Origin of the sequence: Aquabacter spiritensis, from assembly GCF_004346185.1 — a bacterium.
Classification (GTDB): Bacteria; Pseudomonadota; Alphaproteobacteria; order Rhizobiales; family Xanthobacteraceae; genus Aquabacter; species Aquabacter spiritensis.
On the sequence record NZ_SMAI01000003.1, the window covers coordinates 304486 to 330857 of the forward strand.

Annotated in this window: 22 protein-coding genes; 11 read left to right on the forward strand and 11 right to left on the reverse strand. The window is 68.3% G+C overall.

What is annotated here, in order from left to right:
- Positions 1–5: 5 nt before the first annotated feature.
- From EDC64_RS07820 to lepA, 3 genes are all read left to right on the forward strand, one after another.
- Positions 6–3374 (forward strand): EAL domain-containing protein, encoded by a 3369-nt coding sequence (locus tag EDC64_RS07820; protein ID WP_132030705.1) that lies wholly within the window; start codon positions 6–8, stop codon positions 3372–3374.
- A 186-nt stretch (positions 3375–3560) separates the two neighbouring features.
- On the forward strand, positions 3561–5882 hold the full coding sequence (locus tag EDC64_RS07825) for a putative bifunctional diguanylate cyclase/phosphodiesterase (RefSeq protein WP_165933683.1): 2322 nt from the start codon (positions 3561–3563) through the stop codon (positions 5880–5882).
- Between the two features lie 81 nt (positions 5883–5963).
- Entirely contained in the window at positions 5964–7769 is a 1806-nt protein-coding gene (gene lepA, locus EDC64_RS07830; protein WP_132030707.1) for a translation elongation factor 4, read from the forward strand.
- 63 nt (positions 7770–7832) lie between these two features.
- Here the strand turns inward: lepA and EDC64_RS07835 are convergent, their stop codons facing one another.
- Complete coding sequence (locus tag EDC64_RS07835; protein ID WP_132030708.1) at positions 7833–8348, reverse strand: hypothetical protein; 516 nt, start codon at positions 8346–8348, stop codon at positions 7833–7835.
- Positions 8349–8580: 232 nt separating this feature from the next.
- Between EDC64_RS07835 and EDC64_RS07840 the strand changes: the two genes are divergently transcribed.
- From EDC64_RS07840 to groL, 3 genes are all read left to right on the forward strand, one after another.
- Positions 8581–9366, forward strand: a complete 786-nt coding sequence (locus EDC64_RS07840; protein ID WP_132030709.1) for a class I SAM-dependent methyltransferase — start codon at positions 8581–8583, stop codon at positions 9364–9366.
- Between the two features lie 158 nt (positions 9367–9524).
- On the forward strand, positions 9525–9812 hold the full coding sequence (gene groES / locus EDC64_RS07845) for a co-chaperone GroES (protein WP_132030710.1): 288 nt from the start codon (positions 9525–9527) through the stop codon (positions 9810–9812).
- 146 nt (positions 9813–9958) lie between these two features.
- Positions 9959–11596: a chaperonin GroEL gene (gene groL / locus EDC64_RS07850; RefSeq protein WP_132030711.1), complete on the forward strand. Its 1638-nt coding sequence runs from the start codon at positions 9959–9961 to the stop codon at positions 11594–11596.
- 97 nt (positions 11597–11693) lie between these two features.
- Here the strand turns inward: groL and EDC64_RS07855 are convergent, their stop codons facing one another.
- Positions 11694–12305: an NAD(P)-dependent oxidoreductase gene (locus EDC64_RS07855; protein ID WP_132030712.1), complete on the reverse strand. Its 612-nt coding sequence runs from the start codon at positions 12303–12305 to the stop codon at positions 11694–11696.
- A 112-nt stretch (positions 12306–12417) separates the two neighbouring features.
- On the opposite strand from EDC64_RS07855, the gene EDC64_RS07860 reads away from it, so the two are divergent.
- Entirely contained in the window at positions 12418–12780 is a 363-nt protein-coding gene (locus EDC64_RS07860; protein ID WP_132030713.1) for a winged helix-turn-helix transcriptional regulator, read from the forward strand.
- Positions 12781–12786: 6 nt separating this feature from the next.
- On the opposite strand, the gene EDC64_RS07865 is transcribed toward EDC64_RS07860, so the two are convergent.
- The 4 genes from EDC64_RS07865 to EDC64_RS23685 form a co-directional block, all read right to left on the reverse strand.
- Complete coding sequence (locus tag EDC64_RS07865) at positions 12787–14112, reverse strand: TRAP transporter large permease (protein ID WP_132030714.1); 1326 nt, start codon at positions 14110–14112, stop codon at positions 12787–12789.
- A gap of 4 nt (positions 14113–14116) precedes the next feature.
- Complete coding sequence (locus tag EDC64_RS07870; protein ID WP_132030715.1) at positions 14117–14647, reverse strand: TRAP transporter small permease subunit; 531 nt, start codon at positions 14645–14647, stop codon at positions 14117–14119.
- On the reverse strand, positions 14644–15726 hold the full coding sequence (locus EDC64_RS07875; RefSeq protein ID WP_132030716.1) for a TRAP transporter substrate-binding protein: 1083 nt from the start codon (positions 15724–15726) through the stop codon (positions 14644–14646). The genes EDC64_RS07870 and EDC64_RS07875 overlap by 4 nt, the downstream gene beginning before the upstream one ends.
- A 205-nt stretch (positions 15727–15931) precedes the next feature.
- Positions 15932–16990 (reverse strand): hypothetical protein, encoded by a 1059-nt coding sequence (locus EDC64_RS23685; RefSeq protein ID WP_207915950.1) that lies wholly within the window; start codon positions 16988–16990, stop codon positions 15932–15934.
- Between the two features lie 54 nt (positions 16991–17044).
- Between EDC64_RS23685 and EDC64_RS07885 the strand changes: the two genes are divergently transcribed.
- Positions 17045–17815 carry a TIGR00266 family protein gene (locus tag EDC64_RS07885; protein ID WP_245504584.1) on the forward strand — a complete coding sequence of 257 codons (771 nt, stop codon included), beginning with the start codon at positions 17045–17047 and terminating at the stop codon, positions 17813–17815.
- A 10-nt stretch (positions 17816–17825) separates the two neighbouring features.
- On the opposite strand, the gene EDC64_RS07890 is transcribed toward EDC64_RS07885, so the two are convergent.
- The gene (locus tag EDC64_RS07890; RefSeq protein WP_132030717.1) at positions 17826–18755 is read right to left on the reverse strand and encodes a histone deacetylase family protein; all 930 of its coding nucleotides are present in this window, start codon (positions 18753–18755) and stop codon (positions 17826–17828) included.
- Positions 18756–18957: 202 nt separating this feature from the next.
- Here EDC64_RS07890 and EDC64_RS07895 point away from each other — a divergent pair, with 202 nt between their 5' ends.
- Together EDC64_RS07895 and EDC64_RS07900 are read left to right on the forward strand one after the other, a co-directional pair.
- Positions 18958–19749: an SDR family NAD(P)-dependent oxidoreductase gene (locus tag EDC64_RS07895; RefSeq protein WP_132030718.1), complete on the forward strand. Its 792-nt coding sequence runs from the start codon at positions 18958–18960 to the stop codon at positions 19747–19749.
- A 531-nt stretch (positions 19750–20280) separates the two neighbouring features.
- Positions 20281–21420 carry a DUF2778 domain-containing protein gene (locus tag EDC64_RS07900; RefSeq protein WP_132030719.1) on the forward strand — a complete coding sequence of 380 codons (1140 nt, stop codon included), beginning with the start codon at positions 20281–20283 and terminating at the stop codon, positions 21418–21420.
- 21 nt (positions 21421–21441) lie between these two features.
- On the opposite strand, the gene EDC64_RS07905 is transcribed toward EDC64_RS07900, so the two are convergent.
- The 4 genes from EDC64_RS07905 to EDC64_RS07920 all read right to left on the reverse strand — a co-directional run bounded on the left by EDC64_RS07905 (position 21442) and on the right by EDC64_RS07920 (position 25501).
- Positions 21442–22662, reverse strand: coding sequence for an MFS transporter (locus tag EDC64_RS07905; RefSeq protein WP_165933684.1), 1221 nt, complete (start codon positions 22660–22662; stop codon positions 21442–21444).
- Positions 22659–23273 carry a glutathione S-transferase family protein gene (locus EDC64_RS07910; RefSeq protein WP_132030721.1) on the reverse strand — a complete coding sequence of 205 codons (615 nt, stop codon included), beginning with the start codon at positions 23271–23273 and terminating at the stop codon, positions 22659–22661. Before EDC64_RS07910 ends, EDC64_RS07905 begins: the two co-directional genes overlap by 4 nt.
- A 126-nt stretch (positions 23274–23399) precedes the next feature.
- Positions 23400–24917, reverse strand: coding sequence for a tripartite tricarboxylate transporter permease (locus EDC64_RS07915; protein ID WP_132030722.1), 1518 nt, complete (start codon positions 24915–24917; stop codon positions 23400–23402).
- A complete protein-coding gene (locus tag EDC64_RS07920) occupies positions 24917–25501 on the reverse strand; it encodes a hypothetical protein (protein ID WP_132030723.1) in 585 nt (194 codons plus the stop codon). Before EDC64_RS07920 ends, EDC64_RS07915 begins: the two co-directional genes overlap by 1 nt.
- Positions 25502–25908: 407 nt before the next feature.
- On the opposite strand from EDC64_RS07920, the gene EDC64_RS07925 reads away from it, so the two are divergent.
- A complete protein-coding gene (locus EDC64_RS07925; RefSeq protein ID WP_165933685.1) occupies positions 25909–26367 on the forward strand; it encodes a tripartite tricarboxylate transporter TctB family protein in 459 nt (152 codons plus the stop codon).
- Positions 26368–26372: the final 5 nt, after the last annotated feature.

Below are 26372 nucleotides of genomic sequence, written 5' to 3' on the forward strand. Positions count from 1 at the left end.
TCGAAATGGCGACCATCCTGATCGTCGACGACCATGCCGTGAACCGCGCGTTTCTGATCGCGCTGCTGCAGCATCGCGGGCACCGTCTGTTCGAGGCCGCCGACGGGAGCTCGGCGCTCGATGCCGCCCGGGCGCTCGTTCCGGATCTGGTCATCTCCGACGTCGTCATGCCGTCCGGCGACGGCTACGAGCTGGCGCGGGGCCTTCGGGGGGATCCGCGCCTCAGCCATATTCCGATCATCTTTTATACCGCGCACTACAACGAGCGCGAGGCGCTCGTCCTGGCCGACGCCTGCGGCGTCGCCCATGTCCTGACCAAGCCGGCCGAGCCGGAGCGGGTGCTCCAGGTGGTGGACGAGGTCCTGGCCCGGGCCGGCGTCCCGGCGGGGGACGCGCCGCAGGTTCCGACCGGCATCGAGCGCGATCACCTCCGGCTGGTGACGGACAAGCTGGCGAAGACGACCGGGGCGCTGGAATGGACCACCAGCCGGCTGGTCGCCCTGATCGAGATGAATCTACAGCTCGCTTTGGAGCGGGACCCGGCGCAGATCGCCAGCACCTTCTGCCGCTGGACCCGCGACCTCGTGGCCGCCGAGCTTGCGGTGGTGGTGCTGGCCGAGACCGGCCGCACGCCTTTCGTCGCGGTCAGCGGGCCGCCCCAGAGCGCGGTGGCGCAGGCGCAACTCGCGGCGTCGTTCGGCGCAGCGGACGGCGCGGGAGGTTCCGCCGATCCGGTGCCGGCAATGCCCTTGCGGCGGATGGGGCCGGCAGTCTCGGCGGCGAGCCTGGGACTGCCCGAGGCGCTGCCGGCGATCGCGAGCGCCCTGATTCTCCCCGTCGAGACCCCCGCCCGCACCTTCGGATGGGTGTGTGCCGCCAACAAGATCGGCGGCGTCGGGTTCGGCGAGGACGACCAGCGCCTCCTCACCATTTTCGCGGCGCATGTCGGCCGTCTGTTCGAGAATTTCTGCCTGTTCCAGGAATTGTCCGCCCGCTCGCTGGACCTGGAGCGCGAGGTGCGCCAGCGCGCGGAAGGCCAGCAGCGGCTGGAAGTCCAATATGCGGTGGCCCATATCCTGGCCGGCAGCGCGACCCTGGACGAAGCGGCGCAGCGCGCCCTGCGGGTGGTGTGCGAGGGCCGGGGCTTCGTCATGGGCGAGTTGTGGGAGGTGGATTGGCCGCGCGAGCGTCTCTGCCAGATCGCGACCTGGCATGCCGACGACGCCGTCGCCCGGCAATTCGCCGAAATGGCTCGCGGGCCCTTGTCCCGCTCCGATCCCGGCCTGCTGCCGCTGGTTTGGAGGAGCGGAGTGCCGCAGCTTCTGCCCAACATCGCGTCCGAGGCCGTCTTCCTGCGCCGCGCCCAAGCGCAGGCATTGGGCGTGACGTCGGCCGTGGCGCTGCCGGTCATGGGGGGCGGCCGCGTGGTCGGTGTGATGGCCTTTTTCGCCGCGTCGGCCGGCGGCCTGACGCCGGATGCGGTTTCGTTCTTCAACGCGCTCGGCAGTCAGATCGGCCAATTCATCGCGCGACGCCACCAGGAGCAGCGCATCGTCCGCCTGGCCCGCATCCAGGCCGTTCTCGGCGCCGTCAACGCCCTGATCGGGCGGGCCTCCGACACCCGCGCGCTGTTCGACGGCGCCTGCCAGGTCGCGGTCGAAGAAGGCCGCTTCGTGCGCGCCGAGGCGTTCGCGGTCGAGCCGGACGGGCGCCTTCGCTCGGTTTCGGTCTGCGGAGCGTCGGACGCGGACGAGCCGGACACGCGGCCGGGCGCGCCGCGGGCCCGCGATCAGACCTTGCTCGCCGAGGCGCTGCGCACAAGCGAGCCGGCGATCGACAATGCCGCGCATCCCGCCAAGCCGGGCGCCGGCGCCCGTGCCGCTTTGCCCTTGCTGGAAGCCTCCGACGTGCGCGGCGTGCTTCTCCTCGAGGCGGGGGTCCCGGATTTCTTCACGCCGGACGAGATCGACCTGGTCAAGCAGACGGCGGCCGACGTCTCGTTCGCGATGGATGCGCTGTCGAGCCGCATGCGGCTGGCGCGGCTCGCTTATTTCGATTCCCTCACCGGCCTGCCCAATCGGACGATGTTCTATTCGCGGCTGCGGCAGGCATTGGCGCTCGCCGGCCCCGAAGGCCGCAGGGTTTTCGTCGCCGCGGGGAATCTCCGCAATTTCGGCTCCGTCAACACCACGTTCGGCCGGCATGCGGGCGACGAGGTGCTGCGCGAAGTGGCGCGCCGCCTGCAAGCCAATTCCCGCTTCCCCGACCATCTCGCCCGCATTTCGGGCAACGAGTTCGCAACCTTCTTCCCCGAAAGCGCCCATGCCGGCGCAGAGGCGATGCGGATCGACCGGATCCTCACGCTCGATCACGCCCGCCCGATCGTCGTCGACGGCCAGGACGTCAATCTCCATGCCTTCGCGGGCATCGCCGTGTTCCCGGACGACGGCACGGATGCCGAGACGCTGCTGGCCAATGCCGAGACGGCGCTGCGCCGCGCCCGCGACATCGGTGCGCGGGTCGCGTTTTTCGAGCCGCGCATGCACGAGGAGGTCGCCCGCCGGGTTCTGCAGGAGAATCGGGTGTCCCGCGCCCTTCAGGAAGCCGAGTTCCAGCTCCATTACCAGCCGCGCGTCGAGCTGAAGAGCCGCCGCGTGGTCGGCCTCGAGGCGCTCGTGCGCTGGCGCAATCCCGATGGCACGGTCGACCCGCCGGCGCTCTTCATTCCGTTCCTCGAGGAAACCGGCCGGATCGTCGAGGTGGGGCGCTGGATCCTGCGGCAGGCACTGGAAGATCAGGCGGAATGGGCCCGCCGCGGCTTCCTGCCGCTGCCGGTCGCCGTGAACGTCTCGCCGGTGCAACTGCGCGAGCCGGGTTTCGTCAACGAGGTCATCGACTTGGTCGCGCAGATCGAGGGGGCTCCGGGCGCGGCGGCGTGCGGGCTGGAAATCGAGATCACCGAGAGCACCGCGATGTCCGACATCGCGCGCACCTCGGCGCAGCTCAAGACCCTGCGCGACCATGGCGTCGCCATCGCCATCGACGATTTCGGCACCGGCCATTCGTCGCTGGCCTATCTGGCGCTGCTCCCGGTTTCGATGCTGAAGATCGACCGCTCCTTTATCGCGACCATGCTGGAGCAGAAGGACAGCCGGACCATCGTCGAGGCGGTGATCTCGCTCGCCCACGCGCTCGGCCTTTCGGTGGTCGCGGAGGGGGTCGAGACCCGGGCGCAGGCGGCGCTGCTGGAGCGGCTCGCCTGCGATCAGATTCAGGGATTCCTGATTGCGCGGCCGATGGACGCCTGGTCGGTCACCGCCTTCCTGCCCCAAGCGGGCCGGACGGGCGCCGCGGACAGGACCGAGGCGCGCTGAGCACAGACCGCATCGCGGCGCGCCGAAGGCGCCCGTCGCGACGATGCGCACCTGTGCGACGTGTCGAGATTGCATCCGGCAAGAGCGCACTAAAAAGCTGTTCTGAAGGGAGCGAATCCAAGCACATGGATTGTGCGAAGCCTGCTTTCCCGACTATCTAGGTCGATGGCGGGGGGCCGTAGATCTATGGAAGGAACGCGTCTTAATCCGTGGACGGGCGAGTTCGTCGCCCGCGACCAGGAGCAGACCTTTCGCGACCAGCGCGTCCCCGAGCTTCGGCGCCATGCGCGGATCCTGTTCGCCCTCGCAGCGGTGCTGAACTGCGTCCTGGTCGCCGCCGATCTGCGCTTTACCGGCGGACCGCATTTCGTCTCCGCTTTGGCCGCCCGCGGCACGCTGATCGCCATTGCCGCCGCGAGCTTTCTGCTTCTGCCCCGCATGCACACCTATGGTGCGCTCGAACGGCTCTTCGTGGCCTGGCAATGGACGACGGCCGGCGCCGTCGCGGTTCTGGTCAGCACACACAGCTCGATCGCGCTGTTCGCGGTGCTGCTGGTGCCGTCGATCTATTATCTCGCCGTTCCGGTTTCGTTCTCCTGGGCGGTGACGGGCGGGGCCGGATGCAGCCTGCTCCTGCTGGTCGCCTATCTCGGCATTCCCTCGAGCTGGGACCCTGCGGTCGGCCTCACCCTCGCGGTGGTCGCGCTCAATGCGGCGCTGGTGCTCGCTTTGATCCAGTCGAACCGCCAGAGTCGGCTGGAATGGGCGGCGATCCAGGCCGAGCGGCTTGCCCGCAAGGTCCTCACCCAGAGCCAGCATCTGCTCGAACACACCTTCATGGCGGTGCCCATCCCGCTGGTGGTCACCGAGATCGAGACCGGGCGGATCGTCCGCTACAACGAGGCGGGGGTGCGCTATTTCGGCGGCGAGCCGCACGAATTCGGCATCGCCACCGTTGCCGACATCTATGAGGACGCCAATACGCGCCGGGCCTTCCTCGATCTGCTGGCGCGTGACGGGCGGGTCACCGATTTCGAGACCAAAATCCGGCTCGGCAATGGCGAGATCCGCACCGTGCTGCTCGCCGCCGCCTTTACGGAGGTCGAGGGACGCCCTGGCCTGGTGACGGGGGTGGTCGACATCACCGACCGCCTGGCCGCCGAGCAGAAGCTGCGGTACGCCGCGACCCACGACGCGCTGACCGGCCTGATCAACCGCGCCGCCTTCCAGGCCAGGCTCGACGCCGTGATCCGCGAGGCGCGCGACGTTCGGGGCGCGGTGGTGCTCCTGCTGGTCGATCTCGACGGCCTGAAGGACGTGAACGACACGCTCGGCCACGATGCCGGCGATGCGCTGCTGATGGAGACGGCCCGGCGCCTGGAGCATCTCGCCGGCGATCTCGGCGCGGTGGCGCGGCTCGGCGGCGACGAATTCGTCATTCTGTTGCAGGGCCAGCCGTCGTCTCAGGCCGCCATGGACCTCGCCGACGCCATTCTGCGCGACTTCCGCCAGCCGCTATCCTACGGCGAGCGCAATCTGACCAGCCGCGCCAGCATCGGCATCGCGGTGTGCCCCTCGCCGGATTATGCCCCGGGCGAGCTGATGAAGGATGCCGATCTCGCGCTCTATACCGCGAAAAAGCAGGGGCGGAACCGGGCGGTGCTCTACGCCCCCGCGATGCGCCGGTCGATGATCGACCGCGTCGTCCTGAACCGGGAACTCGCCAGCGCGCTCAGCCGCGATGCCATCCTGCCCTTCTACCAGCCCAAACTGTCTTTGGTCACGGGACGGGTGGTCGGCCTCGAGGCTCTGATGCGCTGGCATCAGAGCGGCGGGCTCATCGTGCCGCCCGACAAGTTCATGTCGGCCTTCGAGGATCCCGATCTCGCCATGCAGATGGGCGAGACCATGCTGCGCCAGGTGGCGCGGGATGCAAGGAAGTGGCTGACCCAGGGCGAGGCGTTCGGCCGGATCGCATTCAATCTGGCGCCGGCGCAGTTCACCCATCCCAAGCTCGCGTCGCATCTGCTCGGCCTGATCTGGGACGAGGAAATCGAGCCGCGTCATTTCGACGTCGAAGTGACGGAAACGGTGTTCCTCGGCCGGGATTCCGAGTTCGTCGCGCCGATTCTGGACGAGCTTTACGCGGCCGGCATGCGCATCGCCCTCGACGATTTCGGCACCGGCTATGCGGCGCTGAGCCATCTCAAGCAATTGCCGATCGACGCGGTGAAGATCGACCGCAGCTTCGTCGCGCACATCGACAGCGACCCGTTCGATGCCGCGATCGTCTGCGCGGTGATCGAACTCGGCAAGAATCTCGGGTTGCGCGTGATTGCCGAGGGCGTGGAAACCGTGTGTCAGGCGCGGTTTCTGCGCGAACGCGGCTGTGAATACGCCCAGGGCTATTATTACGGATATCCCATGTCGGCGGCCGACATGACGGTATTTTTGCGTGCCGAGACGGAGGAACGGGCCGCTGCGCGCATCGCCGCCCTCTGGCCCTGACCCGCGCCGAACGGCCCGATGCGTGCGGCGCATGCGCGATGCAGCTTGGCGCGCCGCGGCATTATTGCTAATCCGGCCCCCATGACCGCCAGCGCCCAGAAGAACATCCGCAACTTTTCCATCGTGGCCCATATCGATCACGGGAAGTCCACGCTCGCCGACCGCTTGATCCAGAGCACGGGCGGGCTGACGGAACGCGAGATGACCGAGCAGGTGCTCGACAATATGGACATCGAGCGCGAGCGCGGCATCACCATCAAGGCGCAGACCGTGCGCCTGTCCTACAAGGCCAAGGACGGCGAGATCTACACGCTGAACCTCATCGACACGCCGGGCCATGTCGACTTCGCCTATGAGGTGAACCGCTCGCTCGCCGCCGTCGAGGGCTCGCTCCTCGTGGTCGATGCGTCCCAGGGCGTCGAAGCCCAGACGCTCGCGAACGTCTATCAGGCGATCGACAACAATCACGAGATCGTGCCGGTCCTCAACAAGATCGACCTGCCGGCCGCCGAGCCGGAAAAGGTCAAGGCGCAGATCGAGGACGTGATCGGCCTCGACGCCTCCGACGCGATCGGCATTTCCGCCAAGACCGGGCTCAATATCGACCTGGTGCTGGAAGCGATCGTCACCCGCCTGCCGCCGCCCATGGGCGACCGGGAGGCGCCGCTGAAGGCGCTGCTGGTGGATTCCTGGTACGACACCTATCTCGGCGTCGTGGTTCTGGTGCGCGTGGTCGACGGCGTGGTCAAGAAGGGCCAGCGCATCAAGATGATGCGCACGGGCGCCGCCTACGACATCGACCGCGTCGGTGTGTTCACCCCGAAAATGGTGGCGATGGAGAGCCTCGGCCCCGGCGAGATCGGCTTCCTCACGGGCTCCATCAAGGAAGTGGCGGAAACCCGCGTCGGCGACACCATCACCGACGAGAAGAAGCCCTGCGCGGAGGCCCTGCCGGGCTTCAAGCCGGCCCAGCCTGTGGTGTTCTGCGGCCTGTTCCCGGTGGATGCCGCCGATTTCGAGGATCTGCGCGCCGCGATGGGCAAGCTGCGCCTCAACGATGCCAGCTTCTCCTACGAGATGGAGACTTCGGCCGCGCTCGGCTTCGGCTTCCGCTGCGGCTTTCTCGGCCTGCTGCATCTCGAAATCATTCAGGAGCGCCTGGAACGCGAGTTCAACCTCGATTTGATCGCCACCGCTCCGTCGGTGATCTACGAGATCGAGATGAACGACGGCTCGGTGATCGAGATGCACAATCCGGCCGACATGCCGGACGTGGTCAAGATCAAGGAGATCCGCGAGCCCTGGATCCGCGCCACCATCCTCACCCCGGACGATTATCTCGGCAGCGTGCTGAAGCTCTGCCAGGACCGGCGCGGCAACCAGATCGAACTGACCTATGTCGGCGCCCGCGCCATGGTCACCTACGATCTGCCGCTGAACGAGGTGGTGTTCGATTTCTACGACCGGCTGAAATCGATCTCGAAGGGCTATGCCTCGTTCGATTACGCCATCACCGATTATCGCGAGGGCGACCTCGTGAAGATGTCGCTCCTGGTCAATGCCGAACCGGTCGACGCGCTGTCGATGCTGGTGCACCGCTCACGCGCCGAGCATCGCGGCCGAGCCATGTGCGAGAAGCTGAAGGACCTGATCCCGCAGCATCTGTTCAACATTCCGATTCAGGCGGCGATCGGCGCCAAGATCATCGCCCGCGAGACCATCAAGGCCCTGCGCAAGGACGTGACCGCCAAATGCTATGGCGGCGACGTGTCGAGAAAGCGCAAGCTCCTCGACAAGCAGAAAGAGGGCAAGAAGAAGATGCGTCAGTTCGGCAAGGTGGAGATCCCGCAGGAGGCCTTCATCGCCGCGCTGAAGATGGACGATTGAGCCGGCGCGCGCACGGCGCCCCCGGCGCCGCCGTGTCCCGGCCCCGCTTCGGTCCGCGCTGCCTCAGGGGCAGCGCACATAGACCATGATGCCGTAGCGCTTGGCGATCTCGGGGTCGACCCATTTCAACTGCAGCACGGTGCCGTTGAAGCTGATCACCTGGCGGTCGCGCTCGCCGCCGGCCGGGTCTTCCGCCGGTCCGATATAAGTGGGCTGGCCCGGCACCTGCTTGGAGATCACCTCGGTCAGCTTGGTGTCGTCGGCGAGATACATCATCACGCCGCCATTCGGTCCGTCGGTGATGACATAGGGATTGCTGCACTGGGCGCGGGCCTGCGTCTCGGTCCGGGTCGCGTCCTGCGGCCGGTGATAGGCGGCGAGCCCATAGCGCCCGACCAGAGCGGAGGCCGGGATCGGGCTGGTATATTGCGGGATGGCCGGCGCCGGGGGCGGTGGCGGCTCGGTCGCGCACCCGGCGAGCACGAAGGCGCCGAAGACCAGAGCGAGGGCGGCCGAACGGGACGGGGTCCGCGTCGCGGAAGGAGCGGCACCGCCGAGCGGGAGGGGGGATAGAGACATTCACACACTCCGAAGCCGAAGCCAGTCGCAGAAACTCGATGCTGCACAAGGCCGCGAAGCGACCTTAGAGCGGCAACGGCGCAGATGGAAGCGCATGCGGACGCTGCGGTCTCGCCGCTGAGATGGCACGGCCGAGGTTCGCAGGCCCGGCACCGTCCCCGCCACCTTGCCACGCTCAACCGGCGCCCGCATCCTGAGTTCCGAAATTCTCCGTCGATCGAGATGGGGCGCCATGCCCGGGCCGCTGACCGCCTTCGCCAAGCAGATCCTTCCCGCGTCCTTGGTTTCCCGTCTCGCGGCGCTCAGGGCCCGGCGGGCGGCGCGACGCATCGCGGCGCGGAACCGGGAGCGGTCCGCCGAAGAGGTGTTCTCCGAAATCTACGCCACCAACCAATGGGGCGGGGCGAAGGGCGATCTTTATTCCGGCTCCGGCACCCATAGCGGGGCGGCGCTGCAATATGTCGAGATGGTGAACGCTTTCATCACGCAGGCGGGGGTGCGCTCGGTCGTCGATATCGGCTGCGGAGATTTTCACATCGGTCGCCTGATCCGCTGCCCGGATTATACCGGGGTCGATGTCGTGCCGGCGGTGGTGGCGCGCAATCAGGCGGCGTTCGGGGGGGCGGGGCGGCGTTTCGTCCAGTGCGACGTGGCGGGCGAGGGCGGCGTTCCGCCCGGCGATCTCTGCCTCGTCCGGCAGGTCTTTCAGCACCTCTCGAACGATCAGATCCTCCGCGCCCTGGGCAAACTGCGGGATTTTCGCTATCTGATCGTCACCGAGCACCATCCGAGCGACGCAAATTTCACCGGCTTCAACAGGGACAAGGTGCATGGCGGCGACACCCGGGTCGTGTTCGGCTCCGGGGTCTATCTCGACCAGCCGCCGTTCGGGGCGACCGTGCGCAAGCTGCTGGAATGCCGCGCGGAAGACGGCGCGGGGCCGGGTGCGGCGGAGCCGATCCGAAGCTATCTGGTGACGCTGGCCGATCCAGGCGCCGGCCGGACGGCGCCGCGGTGAAGGCCGAAGCCCCGGCGCTCGGGCGCCCGGTTTAATGCGCTGCGCGCCTTGACGTCGGAGGGCGCCTTCCTTATCTCCCGGTTGCAGCTTGGCACTCGTCATTGCCGAGTGCCAAAGGCCGCGGGCGACGGCCCGCCCACATCGAGAGGATCAGGCCCATGTCCTTCCGCCCCCTGCACGACCGCGTCGTCGTGAAGCGTATCGAAGCCGAGCAGAAGACTGCCGGCGGAATCATCATCCCCGACACCGCCAAGGAAAAGCCCCAGGAGGGCGAGGTCGTGTCCGTCGGCCCCGGCGCCCGCGACGAGAGCGGCAAGGTTGTCCCGCTCGACGTGAAGGCCGGCGACCGCATCCTGTTCGGCAAGTGGTCCGGCACCGAAGTCAAGATCGCGGGCGAAGACCTGCTGATCATGAAGGAAAGCGACATTCTCGGCGTCATCGCCTGAGCTGCCGCCCGACCGGCGGATCCGGTCCGGGCCCATCGGCCCGATCGGCGGTCCGCCGACCCCCATTCAAGTGAGAGCCCGTTTCCGGACGAACTGCGGTCCGTCGGAACCAGGCTTGGCGCAACCCACATTCCAGGAGACGGCACATGGCTGCCAAGGACGTAAAATTTGCGGGCGATGCCCGCGAGAAGCTGCTGCGCGGCGTCGACATCCTCGCCAACGCGGTCAAGGTCACGCTCGGCCCCAAGGGCCGGAACGTCGTGATCGAGAAGTCGTTCGGCGCGCCGCGCATCACCAAGGACGGCGTGACGGTCGCGAAAGAGATCGAGCTCGAGGACAAGTTCGAGAATCTCGGCGCCCAGCTGGTGCGCGAAGTCGCGTCCAAGACCAACGACAAGGCCGGTGACGGCACGACCACGGCGACCGTGCTCGCCCAGGCGATCGTCAAGGAAGGCGCCAAGGCGGTGGCCGCCGGCATGAACCCGATGGACCTGAAGCGCGGCATCGACCTCGCGGTCGCCGCGGCGATCCAGGACATCAAGGCCCGTGCCAAGAAGGTCTCCTCCTCCGCCGAAGTGGCGCAGGTCGGCACCATTTCCGCGAACGGCGACGCCTCGATCGGCGAAATGATCGCGGGCGCGATGCAGCGGGTCGGCAACGAGGGTGTCATCACCGTCGAGGAAGCCAAGACCGCCGAGACCGAGCTCGATGTCGTGGAAGGCATGCAGTTCGACCGCGGCTACCTCTCTCCCTATTTCATCACGAATGCGGAGAAGATGGTCGCCGAGCTCGAAGATCCCTACATTCTGATCTTCGAGAAGAAGCTGTCCGGCCTTCAGCCGATCCTGCCGGTCCTCGAGGCCGTGGTGCAGTCCGGCAAGCCGCTCGTGATCGTCGCCGAGGACGTCGAGGGCGAAGCGCTCGCGACCTTGGTCGTGAACCGTCTGCGCGGCGGCCTGAAGGTCGCGGCGGTGAAGGCCCCCGGCTTCGGCGATCGCCGCAAGGCGATGCTCGAGGACATCGCGATCCTCACCAACGGTCAGGTCATCTCCGAGGATCTCGGCATCAAGCTCGAGAACGTCACCCTCGACATGCTCGGCCGCGCCAAGAAGGTGATTCTCGAGAAGGAGAAGACCACCATCGTCGACGGCACCGGCGAGAAGTCCGAGATCGACGCCCGCGTCGCCCAGATCAAGGCGCAGATCGAAGAGACCACCTCGGACTATGACCGCGAGAAGCTCCAGGAGCGCCTGGCCAAGCTCGCGGGCGGCGTCGCGGTGATCCGCGTCGGCGGCTCGACGGAAGTCGAAGTCAAGGAGAAGAAGGACCGCGTCGACGACGCCCTCAACGCCACCCGCGCGGCGGTCGAGGAAGGCATCGTTCCCGGCGGCGGCATCGCGCTCCTGCGCGCCAAGGTCGCCGCGGCCAAGGTGACCTCGGACAATCCCGACATCACCGCCGGCATCAAGATCGTGCTGCGCGCGCTCGAAGCCCCGATCCGGCAGATCGCCGAAAATTCGGGCGTCGAGGGCTCCATCGTGGTCGGCAAGGTGCAGGAATCCACCGATCCGAACTTCGGCTTCAATGCGCAGACCGAAGAATATGTCGACATGATTGCCGCCGGCATCGTCGATCCGGCGAAGGTCGTGCGCACGGCGCTCCAGGATGCCGCCTCCGTGGCCGGCCTCCTCGTGACCACCGAGGCGCTCGTCGCCGACCTGCCCAAGAAGGAAGCCGGCATGCCCCAGATGCCGGGCGGCGGCATGGGCGGCATGGACTTCTGAGACCCCTTCAGGTCTCGGTTTCTGGAAAAGGCGCGCCACCCGGCGCGCCTTTTTCTATTCTGGCCTCCTTTGGCCGTCCGCCCGCAGTGGCTCTGGCTCAATATCCGACCGTGAAGCGGGCGCGCGAATGGCGCGGCTTTTCGATCTCGTCGGCCAGCGCCACGGCGAAGTCTTCGTAGCTGATGAAACTGCGGCCGGTGTCCGCCACGAGAAGCTGGTCGGTGCCGAGGCGGAACGTGCCGGTGCGCGCGCCCGGCCCGAATTCGGCCGACGGCGAGAGGAAGGTCCAGTCCAGCGCGGAGTCCGCCCGCAGCAGCTCCAGAAACGCCCCGCCCGCCTTCGCCTCCGCAAGGTAGGCGGCCGGAAAGCCCGGAGCATCGATCAGGGCGAGGCCGGGGGCGACCTCGAGGGTACCCGCCCCGCCGACCACAAGATAGCGGGGGACGCCGGACGCCTTGACGGACGCGATCAGCTTCGGCGCATCAGTGTCGGCAAAGCGCAGCGCGGTCACCACCGCATCGTGCCCGGCCAGGATCCCGACGAACGCCTCTGCCTGATCGGCGTCGCCCGAGACGGCGGTTGAGCCGGGCGCCGCGGCGATGCGGGAGGCATCGCGGGCGATGGCGGTCACGCTATGGCCGCGGGCGGACAGTTCGGTGAGAATTCGCGATCCCGCCGCACCCGAAGCGCCGACCAATGCGATTTTCATGTCTCTTGCTCCATCTGGTATCGAATGGAAACCAGATGGACTAAATGAAAGCTACATGTAAGAAGGCACTTTTAGCTCATCTGGTCACGCATCGGAAACCGCCCGGCCCGCCATGCACGCGCCCGACCCGTATTTAGCCCTGTGTCCGACCCGCGTGGTGCTCGACCGCATCGCCGACAAATGGACCGTCCTGCTGCTGACCGCCGTCGCCGAGCGCCCGATGCGGTTCAACGCGCTGCGGCGGCGGGTCGAGGGCGTGTCGCAGAAGGTGCTGTCGCAAACGCTGAAAAGCCTGGAGCGCGACGGGCTCGTCACGCGCAGCGTGTTTCCGACCGTCCCGGTGACGGTGGAATATGCCCTCACCCCGCTGGGCGCGTCGCTGGAGCGCACCCTCGCGCCGCTGGCCCAGTGGTCGCGCGAGAACATCGACGCCATTGCCGAAGCGCAGGCCCTGTACGACGCACGCGGCCCATAGGGCCGCCTACCAGCCGATCGCGCTCGGCAGCCAGAGGGCGAGTGCCGGGAACAGGAAGACGACCACCGTCGCCGCCACCTGCAGGCCGATGAAAGGGATGACCCCGCGATAGATGTCGCCGGTCTTCACCTCGGCCGGCGCGACGCCGCGCAGGAAGAACAGCGCCCAGCCGAAGGGCGGGGTGAGGAAGCTGGTCTGCAGCATCACGCACACCAGCATGCCGACCCAGACGAGGTCGACGCTCTGTGCCTGGAAGATCGGCAGGAAAAGCGGCACGGCGATGTAGCAGATCTCGATCCACTCGATGAAGAAGCCGAGCAGGAACACGATCAGCAGCATGAACCAGATCTCGGCCGCGACCCCGCCCGGCAGCAGCGCGAACATGTCCTCCACCAGACGCTCGCCGCCGAGGCCGCGGAAGGCGATGGCGAACACCTGGGCGCAGATCAGGATGAACATCATCTGGCCGGTGATCTTGGCGGTGTCGGCCATGGTCGCCCAGAGCACCGACCAGGAGAAGCGCCCGCCGACGATCGTCACCACAATGGCCCCGAGGGCGCCCATCGAGGCGGCTTCGGTCGGTGCGGCGATGCCGGCGATGATCGAACCGAGCACGGCCAGGACCAGGCCGAAGGGCGGCAGCGCCACCTTGAGGAGCTTGATCCAGAGCTGGCCCCAGCTCAAGGCGGCGCGCTCCGCGGCCGAGACGGGCGGCACCATGTCCGGCCGGAAAATGCCGATGGCGAGGATATAGAGGCAGAACAGCGCCGACAGCATCAGGCCGGGAAGGACGGCGGCGGCGAACAGGGTGCCGACCGATTCGTTCATGATGTCGGCGAGCAGGATGAGGACGAGACTTGGCGGGATGATCTGGCCGAGCGTGCCGGAGGCGCAGATCGCGCCGCAGGCGAGCCCTTTGTCATAGCCCCGCCGCAGCAAGCCGGGCAGCGTGAGAAGGCCGAGCGTCACGACCGTCGCGCCGACGATCCCGGTGGTCGCGCCCATCACCACGCCGACCAGGATGATGCCGACGCCGATCCCGCCGCGCAGCCCGCCCGCGAGATGCGCGACCACCTCCATCAAATCCTCGGCGAGCCGGGACTTCTCCAGCATCACTCCCATGAAGACGAACAGCGGGATGGCGAGCAGGGTGTAATTCGTCACCACGCCGAAAATGCGCGCCGGCACCAGATTGAACAGAAGTGGGCCGAAGCCGAGATAGCCGAACACGAAGCCGGACACGGCGAGCGTCAGCGCCACCGGCAGGCCCGCCATGAGCAGGCCGAAGAAGCTGACCAGCATGGCGATGGCCAGCCATTCATTCACGCTCATGATGTCACCGGGAGAACAGGCGGCCGCCGGCCTTCAGCGCGTCCGAGACGGACTGGAGCAGGACCAAAGCGAAGCCGAGGGGAATGAAGGCTTTCAGGACATAGCGGGCATCGATGCCGCCGGGATTGGCCGAGCCCTCGCCCATCCCGTAGGACTGGAGCACATAGGGCACGGACAGTTTGATGATGATCACGCACACCGCCGCCGCGACCAAAGCGGAGAGCAGTTCGGTGAGCGCCTTGCCGCGCGGCGAATAGCGGGAATAGAGCACGTCCACTCGGACATGCTCGCCGTGCCGCAGGGCATAGGCCGCGCCGAGCAGGCAGATCGGCACCAGAAGGTGCCATTCCAGCTCCTGCGCCCAGACCGAGCCGAGGGAAAATCCGTAGCGCAGCAGCACATTGGTCGCCATGACCAGGACCAGCGCGAGGCAGGTCCAGGCCGAGAGGGCGCCGATGCGGTCGACGATCGCATCGAGGATCGCGGAGACCCGTTGCACCCCGGAGGGGGGCGCGCCGGTGGCGTCTCCGATCATTTCAGGATCTCGTCGTAATACACCTTCTCCGACAGATTGGCCCAGCTCTTGTACTTGTCCAGGAAGGCGTAATAGCTGTCGGCCACCTTCTTGGAGGCGGGATCCTTGGCGATCGCCTCGTCCACCACCTTCTTGGTCGCGGTGCGCAGATCGTTGACGATCGCGTCCGGCAGCGGCTGGGCGATGACGCCCTGATTCTTGACCAGATCCTCCATCGCGTCGGCATTGGCCTTTTGGCACCAGCTCTCGCTGATCACGTTGCAGGCGGCGCAGGCGTTTTCCACGACCGCTTTCAGATCGTCGGGCAGCTTGGCCCAGGCGGCCTTGTTGACGATGACTTCCGACACCGTCGCCGGCTCGTGCCAGCCGGTCGTATAATAATATTTCGCCACCTTCTGCAGGCCGAGCTGACGGTCGAGATAGGGTCCGACGAATTCGGCCGCGTCGATCACGCCGCGTTCGAGCGCCGGGAAGATTTCCCCGCCGGGGAGAAGCCGGACATCGACGCCGAATCGCTGGTAGACCCGGCCGGCAAGGCCCGGAATGCGCATCTTCAGGCCGTTGAAGTCGCCGATCTTCTCGATCGGCTTGCGGAACCAGCCGGTCATCTGCACGCCGGTATTGCCGGCGACCAGCGGGACCAGATTGAAACGATCATAGAGCTCCCGGTAGAGATCCATGCCGCCGCCTTCATAGAGCCAGCCATTCACGCCCTGGAAGTCGAGGCCGAACGGGACCGCCGTGAAGAATTGGGCGGCGAAGCTCTTGCCGGTCCAGAAATAAGCGTTGCCGTAATTCATCTCGACGGTGCCGGAGGAGCAGGCGTCGAAGCCTTCGAGCGCCGGGATCAGCTCGCCCGCGCCGAAGAACTGGATCTTCAGCCGGCCGCCGGACATCGCCTCGATGCGCTTGCAGAGGTCCGTGGCGCTGCCCGGGCCGACCGAATAGAACGCCGCCTTCGGACCATAGGCGCTGGTCATCTTCCAGGAAAAGGTCGTCTGCGCACGGACCACCGCGGGCGCGGCAACGGTTCCGGCGGCAGCGGTAAGGGCCAGCTTGGCAAAGTCGCGGCGGCGCATGGGGGATGGTCTCCGGTGGAGGATGCCCCCTTCAAGCAATCCATGTGCCATGCGCCGGCGCTTCCGCCGCGGACGGCGCTGCGGCGTTGCACGGCGGAGGCTCGGCCTGCGCGCCCCGGTCTCAGTGGCGATTTGCCCACATTTTATTCCCGATCGCCCAGATTGTATGCAATTCCACTTCGGGATCGGATCCAGGAAAGCCGGCTCAGGTCCGGGGGCGGAATCCCACATAGCCGCCGTCCGCGTCGAACAGATAGTCGAAGCGGTTGAGCAGGCGGACGCCGGTATTGACGAAGGTCCGGTCCGGCCGCGGCACCAGGATCACCCGCTCGGGGGCGACCGGGTCCGTGCCGTCGCCGAGGGCGAACCCGTAGGCCGCCGCCGCACCGAAGGCGATATCGAGCCGTTTGCCGGCGGCGAGCGTCGGCTTGCCGTCCGGGCCGGGCGCGCTCTGGCCCTGAAGCTGCGCGTCCGGCAGCGTGAGATACATCACCGTGACGCCGGTATCGACCAAAGCCGTTCCGCAGGCCGGCGGGGTTCGCGCGCCCAGCGACAGGCAGGCGGGGAGCGCCGCCCAGTCGGGAAATTCCGTGCTGCGCGCCAGCTTGAGAAAGGCGAAATTCTTTGCCGCGGCCGCCGAGAGGCCGATGGCGACGCCACTTTTGCTCACGACATAGCCGCGCCGCATCGCTCCCGGCGCCTCCGCCGTTCCCATGTCCGGCAGGTTCAGGAAGGGATTGCGATCCGGCGTGCTCTGGGCCTGGCGGTCGCCCTGGCGGGCAAAGCCGATCCCGAGCATGGCGATGCCCGTCGGATCGGTCCGCGGCCGGCAATTGCGGGCGGTCTTCAGGCAGGCGACCTGGCGGACGGCGAGCACCGGAAGGGGGCGCGTCGTCACCGATGCGCCGTTCGTGCCGGCGATGGTCACCGGCGTCACCACCCAGTCGCCCTGCATGATGCGGCCGGAACTCGTATAGGTCAGGCTGCCCGGCCCGAGTTTGGGCAGGCCGGCGAGGTTCGGGATCAGCTTCGCCGACACCACGATCCCGGTCGAGCCGGTATCCATGACCGCGCGCGCCACGCGGCCGCCGAACGACACGCTCAGCGCCGGTGGCCGCGTGATCGGCTCGCCGGACAAGGGCGCGTTGAGATAGGGCAGGAAGACGCTCTTGGTGGCGCCGGACAGATCCGGCGCGGGATCGGCGGCGGCGGGGCCGGCCAGCAGCGCGAGCAGCGCGGCCGTGCCGCAAAGTCTCTTCCTCATCGATCTCCGCCCCTGCGCCGGATCGGACGGGGGCCGATCCGGTTGCGCTGCAACATGGCCGAGGGGTTGCCCCGGCCGGCTCGTGGCATCAAGCTTCCGGTCCACTGCCCCAACATCATGGCAATCATGCGCACCGAAATCACCGGCACCACCCTTCCCGTCCTTCAGGTGACCCTCGCGCCGGGGGAGACCCTGGTCGCCGAGCCGGACCGGTTGTCGTGGATGACCCCCAATATCGCGCTGCGCACGACGACGGCGACCGCCGGGGCCTCCGGCTTCTTCGGGGCGATCGGCCGGGCGATTTCCGGCGGCGGTCTGTTCATGACGGAATTCACCGCCGAGGGCGGGGAGGGCCTGGTCAGCTTCGCCGCCACCGTGCCGGGCAACATCTCCGAGGTCCAGGTGGCGCCGGGACGCGGCTTCATGATCCACCGCCACGGCTTTCTGGCCGGTGCGCACGGCGTCGAACTCGCGATCGGCTTCCAGCAGACGCTGGGGGCGGGGGTGTTCGGCGGCGAGGGCTTCGTGCTCCAGCATCTGACCGGCCAGGGCAAGGCCTTCGTGGAACTCGGCGGCGAGATCATCTCCTATGCGCTCGATCCGGGCCAGAGCCTGCTCGTCCATCCCGGCCATGTCGGCATGTTCGAGGACAGCGTCGGGTTCGAGATCACCATGATGCGCGGCGTGAAGAACGTCCTGTTCGGCGGCGACGGCCTGTTCCTCGCCCAGCTCACCGGGCCGGGCAAGATCTGGCTGCAATCGCTCACCCCGGCGAAGCTCGCCCACGCGCTGCGGCCCTATCTGCCGAGCGGCGAGCACCGATAGGCCGCCGGCGTCAGCCGCGCATCAGGGCCGTGACATGGGCGGCGGCGGAGGTGGCGAGGCCCTCGAGGTCGTAGCCGCCCTCCAGCACCGAGACGACGCGCCCGCCCGCCGTCTTGTCGGCGATCTCCATCAGCCGCCGCGTGATCCAGCCGAAATCGGTGTCGACGAGCCGCAGCGAGCCGAGCGGATCGTTGCGGTGGGCGTCGAAGCCGGCGGAAATGATGATCAATTCGGGGGCGAAGGCCTCGAGGCGCGGCAGGATGCGCGCTTCCATCGCTTCCTGGAACCGTTCCCCGCCGTCGCCGGCGCGCAGCGGCGCATTGACGATCGTGTTGACGGCACCGTTCTCGCTGATCGCGCCGGTGCCGGGATAAAGCGGCATCTGGTGGGTCGAGCCGTACATCACGCTCTCGTCGGCCCAGAAGATTTCCTGGGTCCCGTTGCCGTGATGCACGTCGAAATCGACGATGGCGACGCGGTCGAGACCATGCGCGGCCTGGGCATGGCGCGCCGCGATGGCGGCGTGGTTCAGCAGGCAGAAGCCCATGGGACGGCGGGTTTCGCAATGGTGGCCGGGCGGGCGCATGCAGACGAAGGCGTTGTCCGCCTTGCGCGTGACCACCTCGTCCACGGCATAGCAGGCCCCGCCCACCGCGCGCAGCACGGCTTCCCAGCTTCCCGGCGAGAGCACGGTGTCGGAATCGATCCGGACGAGGCCTTCCGCCGGGGCGGCGGCGGCCATGGCGTCGAGGAAATCCTCGGGATGGACGCGGATGATGTCCTCGCGCGCGCCGCGTGGCGCGCTCTCGCGCAACAGGCTCGCGAACTTCTCCTGCTCGAAGATCCGGTCCAGCGCGCGGAGGCGGTCCACCCGTTCGGGATGACCGGGCGGGGTCACATGCTGAAGGCCGGACGGATGCGTGATGAGCAGGGTGGACATTGGCGTTTGGGCCTCTCTCGAGGAGGGTTTGATCTGACATACCATATTCCAAGTGCCGGCAAGTTGCGCCCGCGCAAACCGCGGGTCCCCGCTTGCCCCGTCCCCGATTTTTTTGCGCCGCCCGGTGCGCGCCGCGATGCGGGGCCGCTGGACGCGACGGCGCCGGGCGATTAGCCCTTCGGGAAACATCCGGGAGGACGCCATGACCGAACGTGCCGAACAGCCCCTTGCCCTCGTAACCGGGGGGGCGTCCGGGATCGGCGAGGGATGCGCCCGCATCCTGTTGGAGAAGGGCTGGCGCGTCGTCGTCGCCGACATTCGCGCCGAGGCGGCGCAGGCGACGGCGGACCGGATCGGCGCAGCGGCGCTGACGCTCGACGTCACCGACGCGGCCGCGGTCGAGGCCGTGGCGCAGGAGGCCGAGGCGCGCTTCGGCCCGGTCGACGCGCTGGTGACGAGTGCCGGCGTGCTCCAGCCCCCGACCCCGCCGGAAGATTTCGCGCTCGCCGATTTCGACGCGGTGGTGTCGGTCAATCTGCGCGGCACCTATGTCACCGCGGTCGCCTTCGGCACCCGGATGGCGCGGCGCGGACGCGGCGCCATCGTCACGATCGGTTCGATCACGGCGGTCCGCGCCGTGCCCCTGCACGCCTACGGCCCGACCAAGGCGGCGGTGGTGAGCATCACCCAGTGCCTGGCGGCGGACTATGCGCGCTCGGGAGTCCGGGTCAATTGCATCTCGCCCGGCTTCGTCGCGACCCCGCCGCTCCAGGCGGCGATCGCGCGCGGCCAGCGCGATCCGCGGCTGCTCACCGAAAGCGCCGCCCTGGGGCGGTTCGTCGCGGTCGAGGATGTCGGCCGGGCGGCGGCCTTCCTGCTGTCGGACGAGGCGTCGGCGATCACCGGAATCAACCTGCCGGTCGATTGCGGCTGGCTGATCGGCGCGCATCTCGGCACCTATGGCGGGGTGCGGCCGGCACGCGGGGGCGCGTAGAGCACGGTCCGAATCGGACCGCGCAAGTCGATCGGCAAACCGTCTCACTCACGGGATTGGAGCGTTTTCCGATCGGTTTGCACCGTATTCTGCTGCGCTGAAGGGGTTTTGGCATTCGCCGGGGCGGGAAGTAATCGACGATGCGGCCGATGGCGGACCAGAAGGCATCGACGGCTCGCCCGGCGCCCCTGCGCCGCAGGGCCTCGAGCTTGGCGAAGGCGTCTCGATCGGAGTGAAGTCGATGCGGTCGGGCGGCAGCGTCGCGTTTTCCCGGCGGGACGGCGGCCCGCTCCGGGCGGATTTCGGCCGATGCGCGCCGGCCGTACCGCCCGCGCTTGCCCGCACCCGCCCGCCCGGGTTACATAGGCGCGTGCGGCGCAGCTGCGGCGCACCGGCCAAGCGGCTGGGGATACTGGTCTTTGTCTCCCCCGGGCCTGGCAGATCGCGCGCCGTCCGGGCGCGCGCTGTCGGGATCGAGCGCCGTCCGACGCCGTCCGTGCCGCCTGTCCGACGCCTGGATCTGTGAGGATCATGACTTATACGGGCTGGATCGACGACGAACCCGAGGACAGCCGGACCCGTCGATTCGACCGGGCGCGCCTGCGCTTGGCCGGCGCCGGCCTGGTGGGCCTTGCCGGCCTGATCGCCGCCGCGATGGTCGCGAGCTGGGCTTTCGCCGGCATCGGCCATGCCCCCGTCGCCGTCGCGGCGCTTTCGACTTCCGCCGGTCCGTCCTCTCCGGCCGCGTTCGACGAGGAGGCGATGGCGCGCCGCGCCGCGCAGCTCGCGGCCGATGCGGCGAGCGAGGCCGAATCCGCCGCCGACCCGGTCGCGTCCGCGACTTTTGCGGCCCTGCCGAGCTGGCTGTTCGATCCGACGCCCCTCGCCGGGCCGACCCGTCCGCGGGCCGTCGCGCCGGCGCCGTCGGGCCCGGTCGCCGCCGTGCCGGAGCCCGAGCAGCGGGTGGAGATCGTGCGCAGCGTACCGCTGCCGATGGCCAATCCGCTCGGCGCCGCCCGCCTCCAGGCGCTGGAGGGCGACGTTCCCCTGGCGCTCCAGCGCGATCAGCTCGCGGCGGTGCCGCTGCCGCCGCGCAACCCGCTCCTCGGCGGCGAGCCGCGATTGGACGGTGAGCCGCGCCTCGCCTCGCTTCCGCCGCCGGCGGAAATGCACGTGCCGACCGCCCCCGCCGAGCCGGTGCCCGAGCGCAAGTCGATCCTGCCCGGTCCCGGCGACCGGTTCGCGGTCTATGACATCAAGAACAGCCTGGTCTACATGCCATCGGGCGAGAAGCTCGAAGCCCATTCCGGCTATGGCGAGGGCTTCGACAATCTCGCCTATGTCTCGGTGCGCATGCGCGGGCCGACCCCGCCCAACGTCTACACGCTGAAGATGCGCGAGCGTCTGTTCCATGGCGTCGAGGCGCTGCGCATGACGCCCGTCGGCGAGGGCAAGATGCACGGGCGCGACGGCTTCCTGACCCATTCCTATCTGATGGGTCCGCGCGGCGATTCCAACGGCTGCGTCTCCTTCAAGGATTACGACAAGTTCCTGGAGGCCTATAAGCGCGGCGAGGTCACCCGGCTGGTCGTGGTCGAGGACGCCGGGGTGACGCCGAGCCAGAGCAATCCGCTTCTCGCCTGGCTGGCCAATATGAGCCGCGAGCGGTAGCGGCCGGGCGGCCGCCGGCGGCTACGCGCCCCGCGTCCAGCGGTTGATCGCCACCATCAGCGCCCCGGCGAGGGCGAGGGCGGTGAGAAAGCCGTAGCTGCCGACATAGGTGCCGGTCGCGTTGTGCATCTCCGAAAAGATCACCGGGCCGAACACCACCCCGGTAAAGGTGAAGAACATCGAGGCGCCGGTCACCGCGCTCACCAGGCCCGCCGGTGCCTGACGCGCCACCTCGGAGAGGTAGACGCCGTTCCAGCCGACCGCCGACAGGCCGAGGACGATGAACAGGCTCGCCGTGATCTCGGGCGGCCAGGCCGGCGTCGCGAACATGATCGTTGCGGAGGCCGCCGCCATGACGAGGGCGATGCCGAACAGCACCGCCAGGCCGTCCCCCACCATGTCCGCCACCTGCCCCCAGAGCACCCGGCCGACCGCCCCGCCCACCTGGACCGCGGCGAGCAGCGCCCCCGCTTCGACCAGCGAGAAGCCGAGATCCTCGACCAGCAGCACGACCAGGAAGGTGATGGCGCACAATTGCATCGACGAGAAGAAGAAGGAGGAGGCGGCGATCCAGCGCAGCGCCGGGGTGGCAACCACCAGCCGCAGGGCGCCCAGCGAGAACAGCCGCATCTGGCCGCGCAGCCGGTGCGAATCGAGTCGCGCCCGGCCGATCTGCGACAAAGCGGCGACCACCAGACAGCCGCCGGCCACCGCCAGCAGCGCCGCCGGCCAGCCGAACGGCAGCGCGATCTGCGGCCCGGCCAGCCCCGCCACCACCCCACCGAGCGGCACGCCGGTCTGCTTGAACGAGAAGATCAGATTGCGCCGGGCGGGCGGGGAGTGGCGCATCAGCAGGTCGGACGCCGACGGATTGATGAGCCCGTAGGCGAAGCCGCCGACCAAAGTGGCGGCGAGCATGGACCAGAGGCTCGGAATGCTGGCGAGCGCGCAGGAGGTCGCGTGCAGCCCCATCGCCGTCTGGCTGATCCGGCACGGGCCGAAGCGCGTCACCAGCGCCCCGGCGATCACCGAGGCGAACATGCCGGCGACATAGAGCAGCGAGATCTGATAGCCGACCATGCTGGTCGGCACGCCGAGATCCGGCGCGATCAGCGGGGCCAGCGCCGGCACGATGAGAATGGCGGTGGTGCCGAGGCACTGCACCGCCAGAGTTTCTGCCAGAAGCCCGGTCAGCCCGACCGGTGCCTCGGGGGGAGACGCGTCCGCGGCCGTCGCGCTCACGGGGCGCCCGGCGGCTCGGTTTCCCGGATGGCCGGCCGTTCGGCGAGCGCAGCGAGCCGCGCGGCGAGCCGGGGATGCGCCGGCGCCCAATCATGGGGATAGCGGAAGGCGGTGTAGCGCAGCGCCACCGCCAGCATCAGATCGCCGAACCCGACCGGAGCGTCGGGCGCGAGCGGGGCGTCGGGCACCGTCTGCTCCATGGCGTCGAGCAGCGCGGCGACGCGCGCCTCCTCGCGGGCGACGCGGTCCGGCATCTGGAACGCGTCGGGCCGCCGCAATTCGAGCAGCCGCGCGACCACCGCCTCGATCAGCGCATGCGCCCGCGCATGGGCGCGGAGCGCCTCCCACCGCGCCGGGCCGGCGGCGGGGATCAGCGCGCCCTCGGGGGCGCCCAGGCTGTCGAGATATTCCGCGATCAGCAGCGATTCGACGAGGCTCGTGCCGTCATCCAATTCCAGAACGGGCACCTTGCCGGCGGGGTTCATGGCGATCAGCCGGGGCGACATCTGCCACGGATCCTCGACCACGAAGTCCACCGGAACCGCCCGCGCGATCGCGACCGCGCGCACCTTGCGCACGAAGGGTGAAGTCAGCGAACCGTACAGCTTCATGGCACCACCTCGTCCCGCGGGAGCCCGATCGGTAGATCAATCTCCGCCTGATTGGTAGAGGGCGCCGGACCGTTCAGGCGGCGATGCCGTCTGAACGGGACGCTCTCGCGGCCGCGCCCGGCGGGCTCAGGCCTCGTTGGTGCTGTCCTCGACCAGGCCCTGGACGACCTTCGACTTGGTCTTGAAATAGGCGGTCGCCGCGACGACCAGGATTGCGGCGAGGCACAGGCCGAAGGCGATCGGCCGGTCGATCATGAACAGCGGATTGCCGCCGGTCAGAGCGAGCGACTGGCGCAGCGACTGTTCGAACATCGGGCCGAGCAGGAAGCCGAGCACCAGCGGCGCGACCGGCATGTGATAGCGCCGCATCACATAGCCGACGATCCCGAACCCGATCGCCACCCAGACGTCGAACAGCGTGTTGCGCGGGGCATAGGCGCCGATCACGCACACGCCGAGCACGATCGGCCCGAGCACCGAATAGGGGATCTGGCTGATCTTGGCCCAGACGCCGACCAAAGGCAGGTTCAGCACCAGCAGCATCATGTTGGCGAGCAGCATCGAGCCGATCACGGTCCACACCAGAAGGCCCTGCTGCTCGAACAGCATGGGGCCGGGGGTGAGGCCGTTGATCATCAGCGTGCCGAGCATGATGGCGAGCGCCGGGCTGGTCGGGATGCCGAGCGCGAGCAGCGGGATGAAGCCCGCCATGGCGGTCGCATTGTTGGCCGCCTCCGGCGAGGCGACGCCTTCGATCGCGCCATTGCCGAACCGTTCGGGGGTGCGCGAGACGCGCTTCTCCACGTCATAAGCGAGATAGGCGGTGAGCGCCGGCAGCATGCCCGGCAGCAGCCCCATGACGAAGCCGATCCCGGTGCCCCGCATCGCCGCCTTCAGGCCGGCCGACAGTTCCCGCCCGCGCGGAATCATCGACCACCAGGAGCCGAGCTTGCCGGAGAAGACCTTCTGGGTGTCCATCGACGCGGAATAAAGCACCTCGCCGATCCCGAACACGCCGACCAGGACCGGGACGATGTCGAGCCCCTTGGTAAATTCGATCGAGCCGAAGGTGAGGCGCTGCGCCCCCGTGAGCGGGTCGGCGCCGACCGAGGCGAGCGCCATGCCCAAGGCGGCGATGCCGAGGCCGAGGACGAGCGAATTGCCGGCGAAGGAGATCAGGGCCGTCATCGAGAACAGGACGAGGCCGAAATATTCCGGCGGCCCGAACCGCAGCGCGAGATCGGCGATCGCGGGACCGATCAGCGAAATGGCGAGCGTGCCGAGGATGCCGGCGGCGAACGAGCCGATGGCCGCGATGGCGAGCGCCTGTCCGGCGCGCCCCTGCTTGGTCATCGGGAAGCCGTCCTGGGCGGTGACGATCGAGGACACTTCGCCGGGAATGTTCATCAGGATGGCGGTGGTCGAGCCGCCATACATCGCGCCGTAATAGATGCCGGCCATGATGATGATGGCGCCGTCCGGCGGCAGATAGACCGCGATCGGCAGCAGGATCGCCATGGCCGAGGCCGGGCCGAGCCCCGGCAGAACCCCGACCAGCGTGCCGAGCAGGCAGCCGATCAACGCGAAGCCGAGATTGACGAACGACAGCGCGTTGAGGATGCCGGTAAAGAGGTTCGCGTCCATCAGCCCCGTCCGTCGCCGCCGGCGGCATCTGCGTGGACCAGATCGGAGATCGGCCGGTAGAGGCCTTCCACCACCCCGGCAATATCGAGCGGGCGTTCCGGCGCGTCGGCCGCGACCACTTCATAGCCGATCAGGGCGGTGTGGCGGTCGAGCCCGACCGAGTCCATCCAGCGCACGCCGGGGCGCAGCGCCTCCACCTGCGCCTTGGCGGCGGCCGCCTCGGGCGCGCTCAGGCCCTCGAAGGACACGATCCGCAGCGCCTGGTCCGGACCGACCACCGGCGAGTGCACGTCGCCCGACTGCGGGGCGAACAGATCGCGGCTCCAGTCGATGATATAGGGCTTCCATTCGAAGAAGCCCCAGTCATTCTTGTATTCGGGGGTTTCGAACGCCTGGTCGGAGTCGAGGATCCAGAACGCCACATAATTGCGCCCCGCGCCCGCGCTGCGCAGGAAACGCTGCACCGACAGGAAATGCGGCTTGTCCAGCATCTGCTTGAGCTTGGGGCCGCCATACCAGTCGTTCCAGCCCTGCTCGAGATCCTCGCGGCTGAAGTTGCAGCGCACAATATAAGCGAGCGTCATAAGCTTCCTCCGGCCGGATTCTACAGTTGGTCGATGCCGTGGCGGCGGGTCCGGTCCGCAGCTCCGATGCAACGAGTGGGCCAATCCTGCGAGCTGGGCGCGAACGGCGCCGTTTCGTCGGCGCTCCGGCGGGTGTCCTCTCGGTAAACATCGAAAGTGTATTTTCCGCAGACAGGATGTCTTCCGACGGATACTTGCCGCGGCGGAAGCCCGCCCACCGTCCGCGTTCGGGACAGAGCCCGCCGCGCCGCGGCTGGCCGAAGAATCCGCGCGCGGGACGGGATGCCGGCGGGCGGGGGCGCCCGGCCGCCGGCAAAGCGGGCCGGGCCGCCGCCTTGGCACGGGCCTTGCGGGGCCTGCGCCAAAACCGGCGCCGACGGGCGAAGCAGCCGGGGAGGGAGGTCGGGATGGGACGCATCTGGGGTCTGATGTTCATCGCGTTCGGCGCCGTCTGGATGTGGGACGGCTGGCGGCTGGAGACCGCCGAACGGTCGAGTTCGATGTTCGACGATCTCGGGCCGGACCGCTATCTGGTGGTGCTGGGCCTGATCATGGTGGCGGTGGGCGTGGCGCTCGCGGTGCGGCCGCCGCCGAACCTCATGAAGCGGGACGGCGGCGCCGCCGCGTTCTGGCCGCCGCGCCCCCCGGTCACCTTCACCCTCGCCATGGTGGCCTATGCGCTCATCATGCCGCGCCTCGGCTATGTCGCCGCGACCTTCCTGTTCTTCATCCTGATCTTCTATCTCGCCGGCAAGCGCTCGGTGCTGGCCAATCTCGGCTATGGCGCCGTCTGCACCGCGGTCTTCTACGTGATCTTCAAGCAATTCGCCGACATGCCGCTGCCGACCGGCCTGCTGAGCTTCTGATCGGG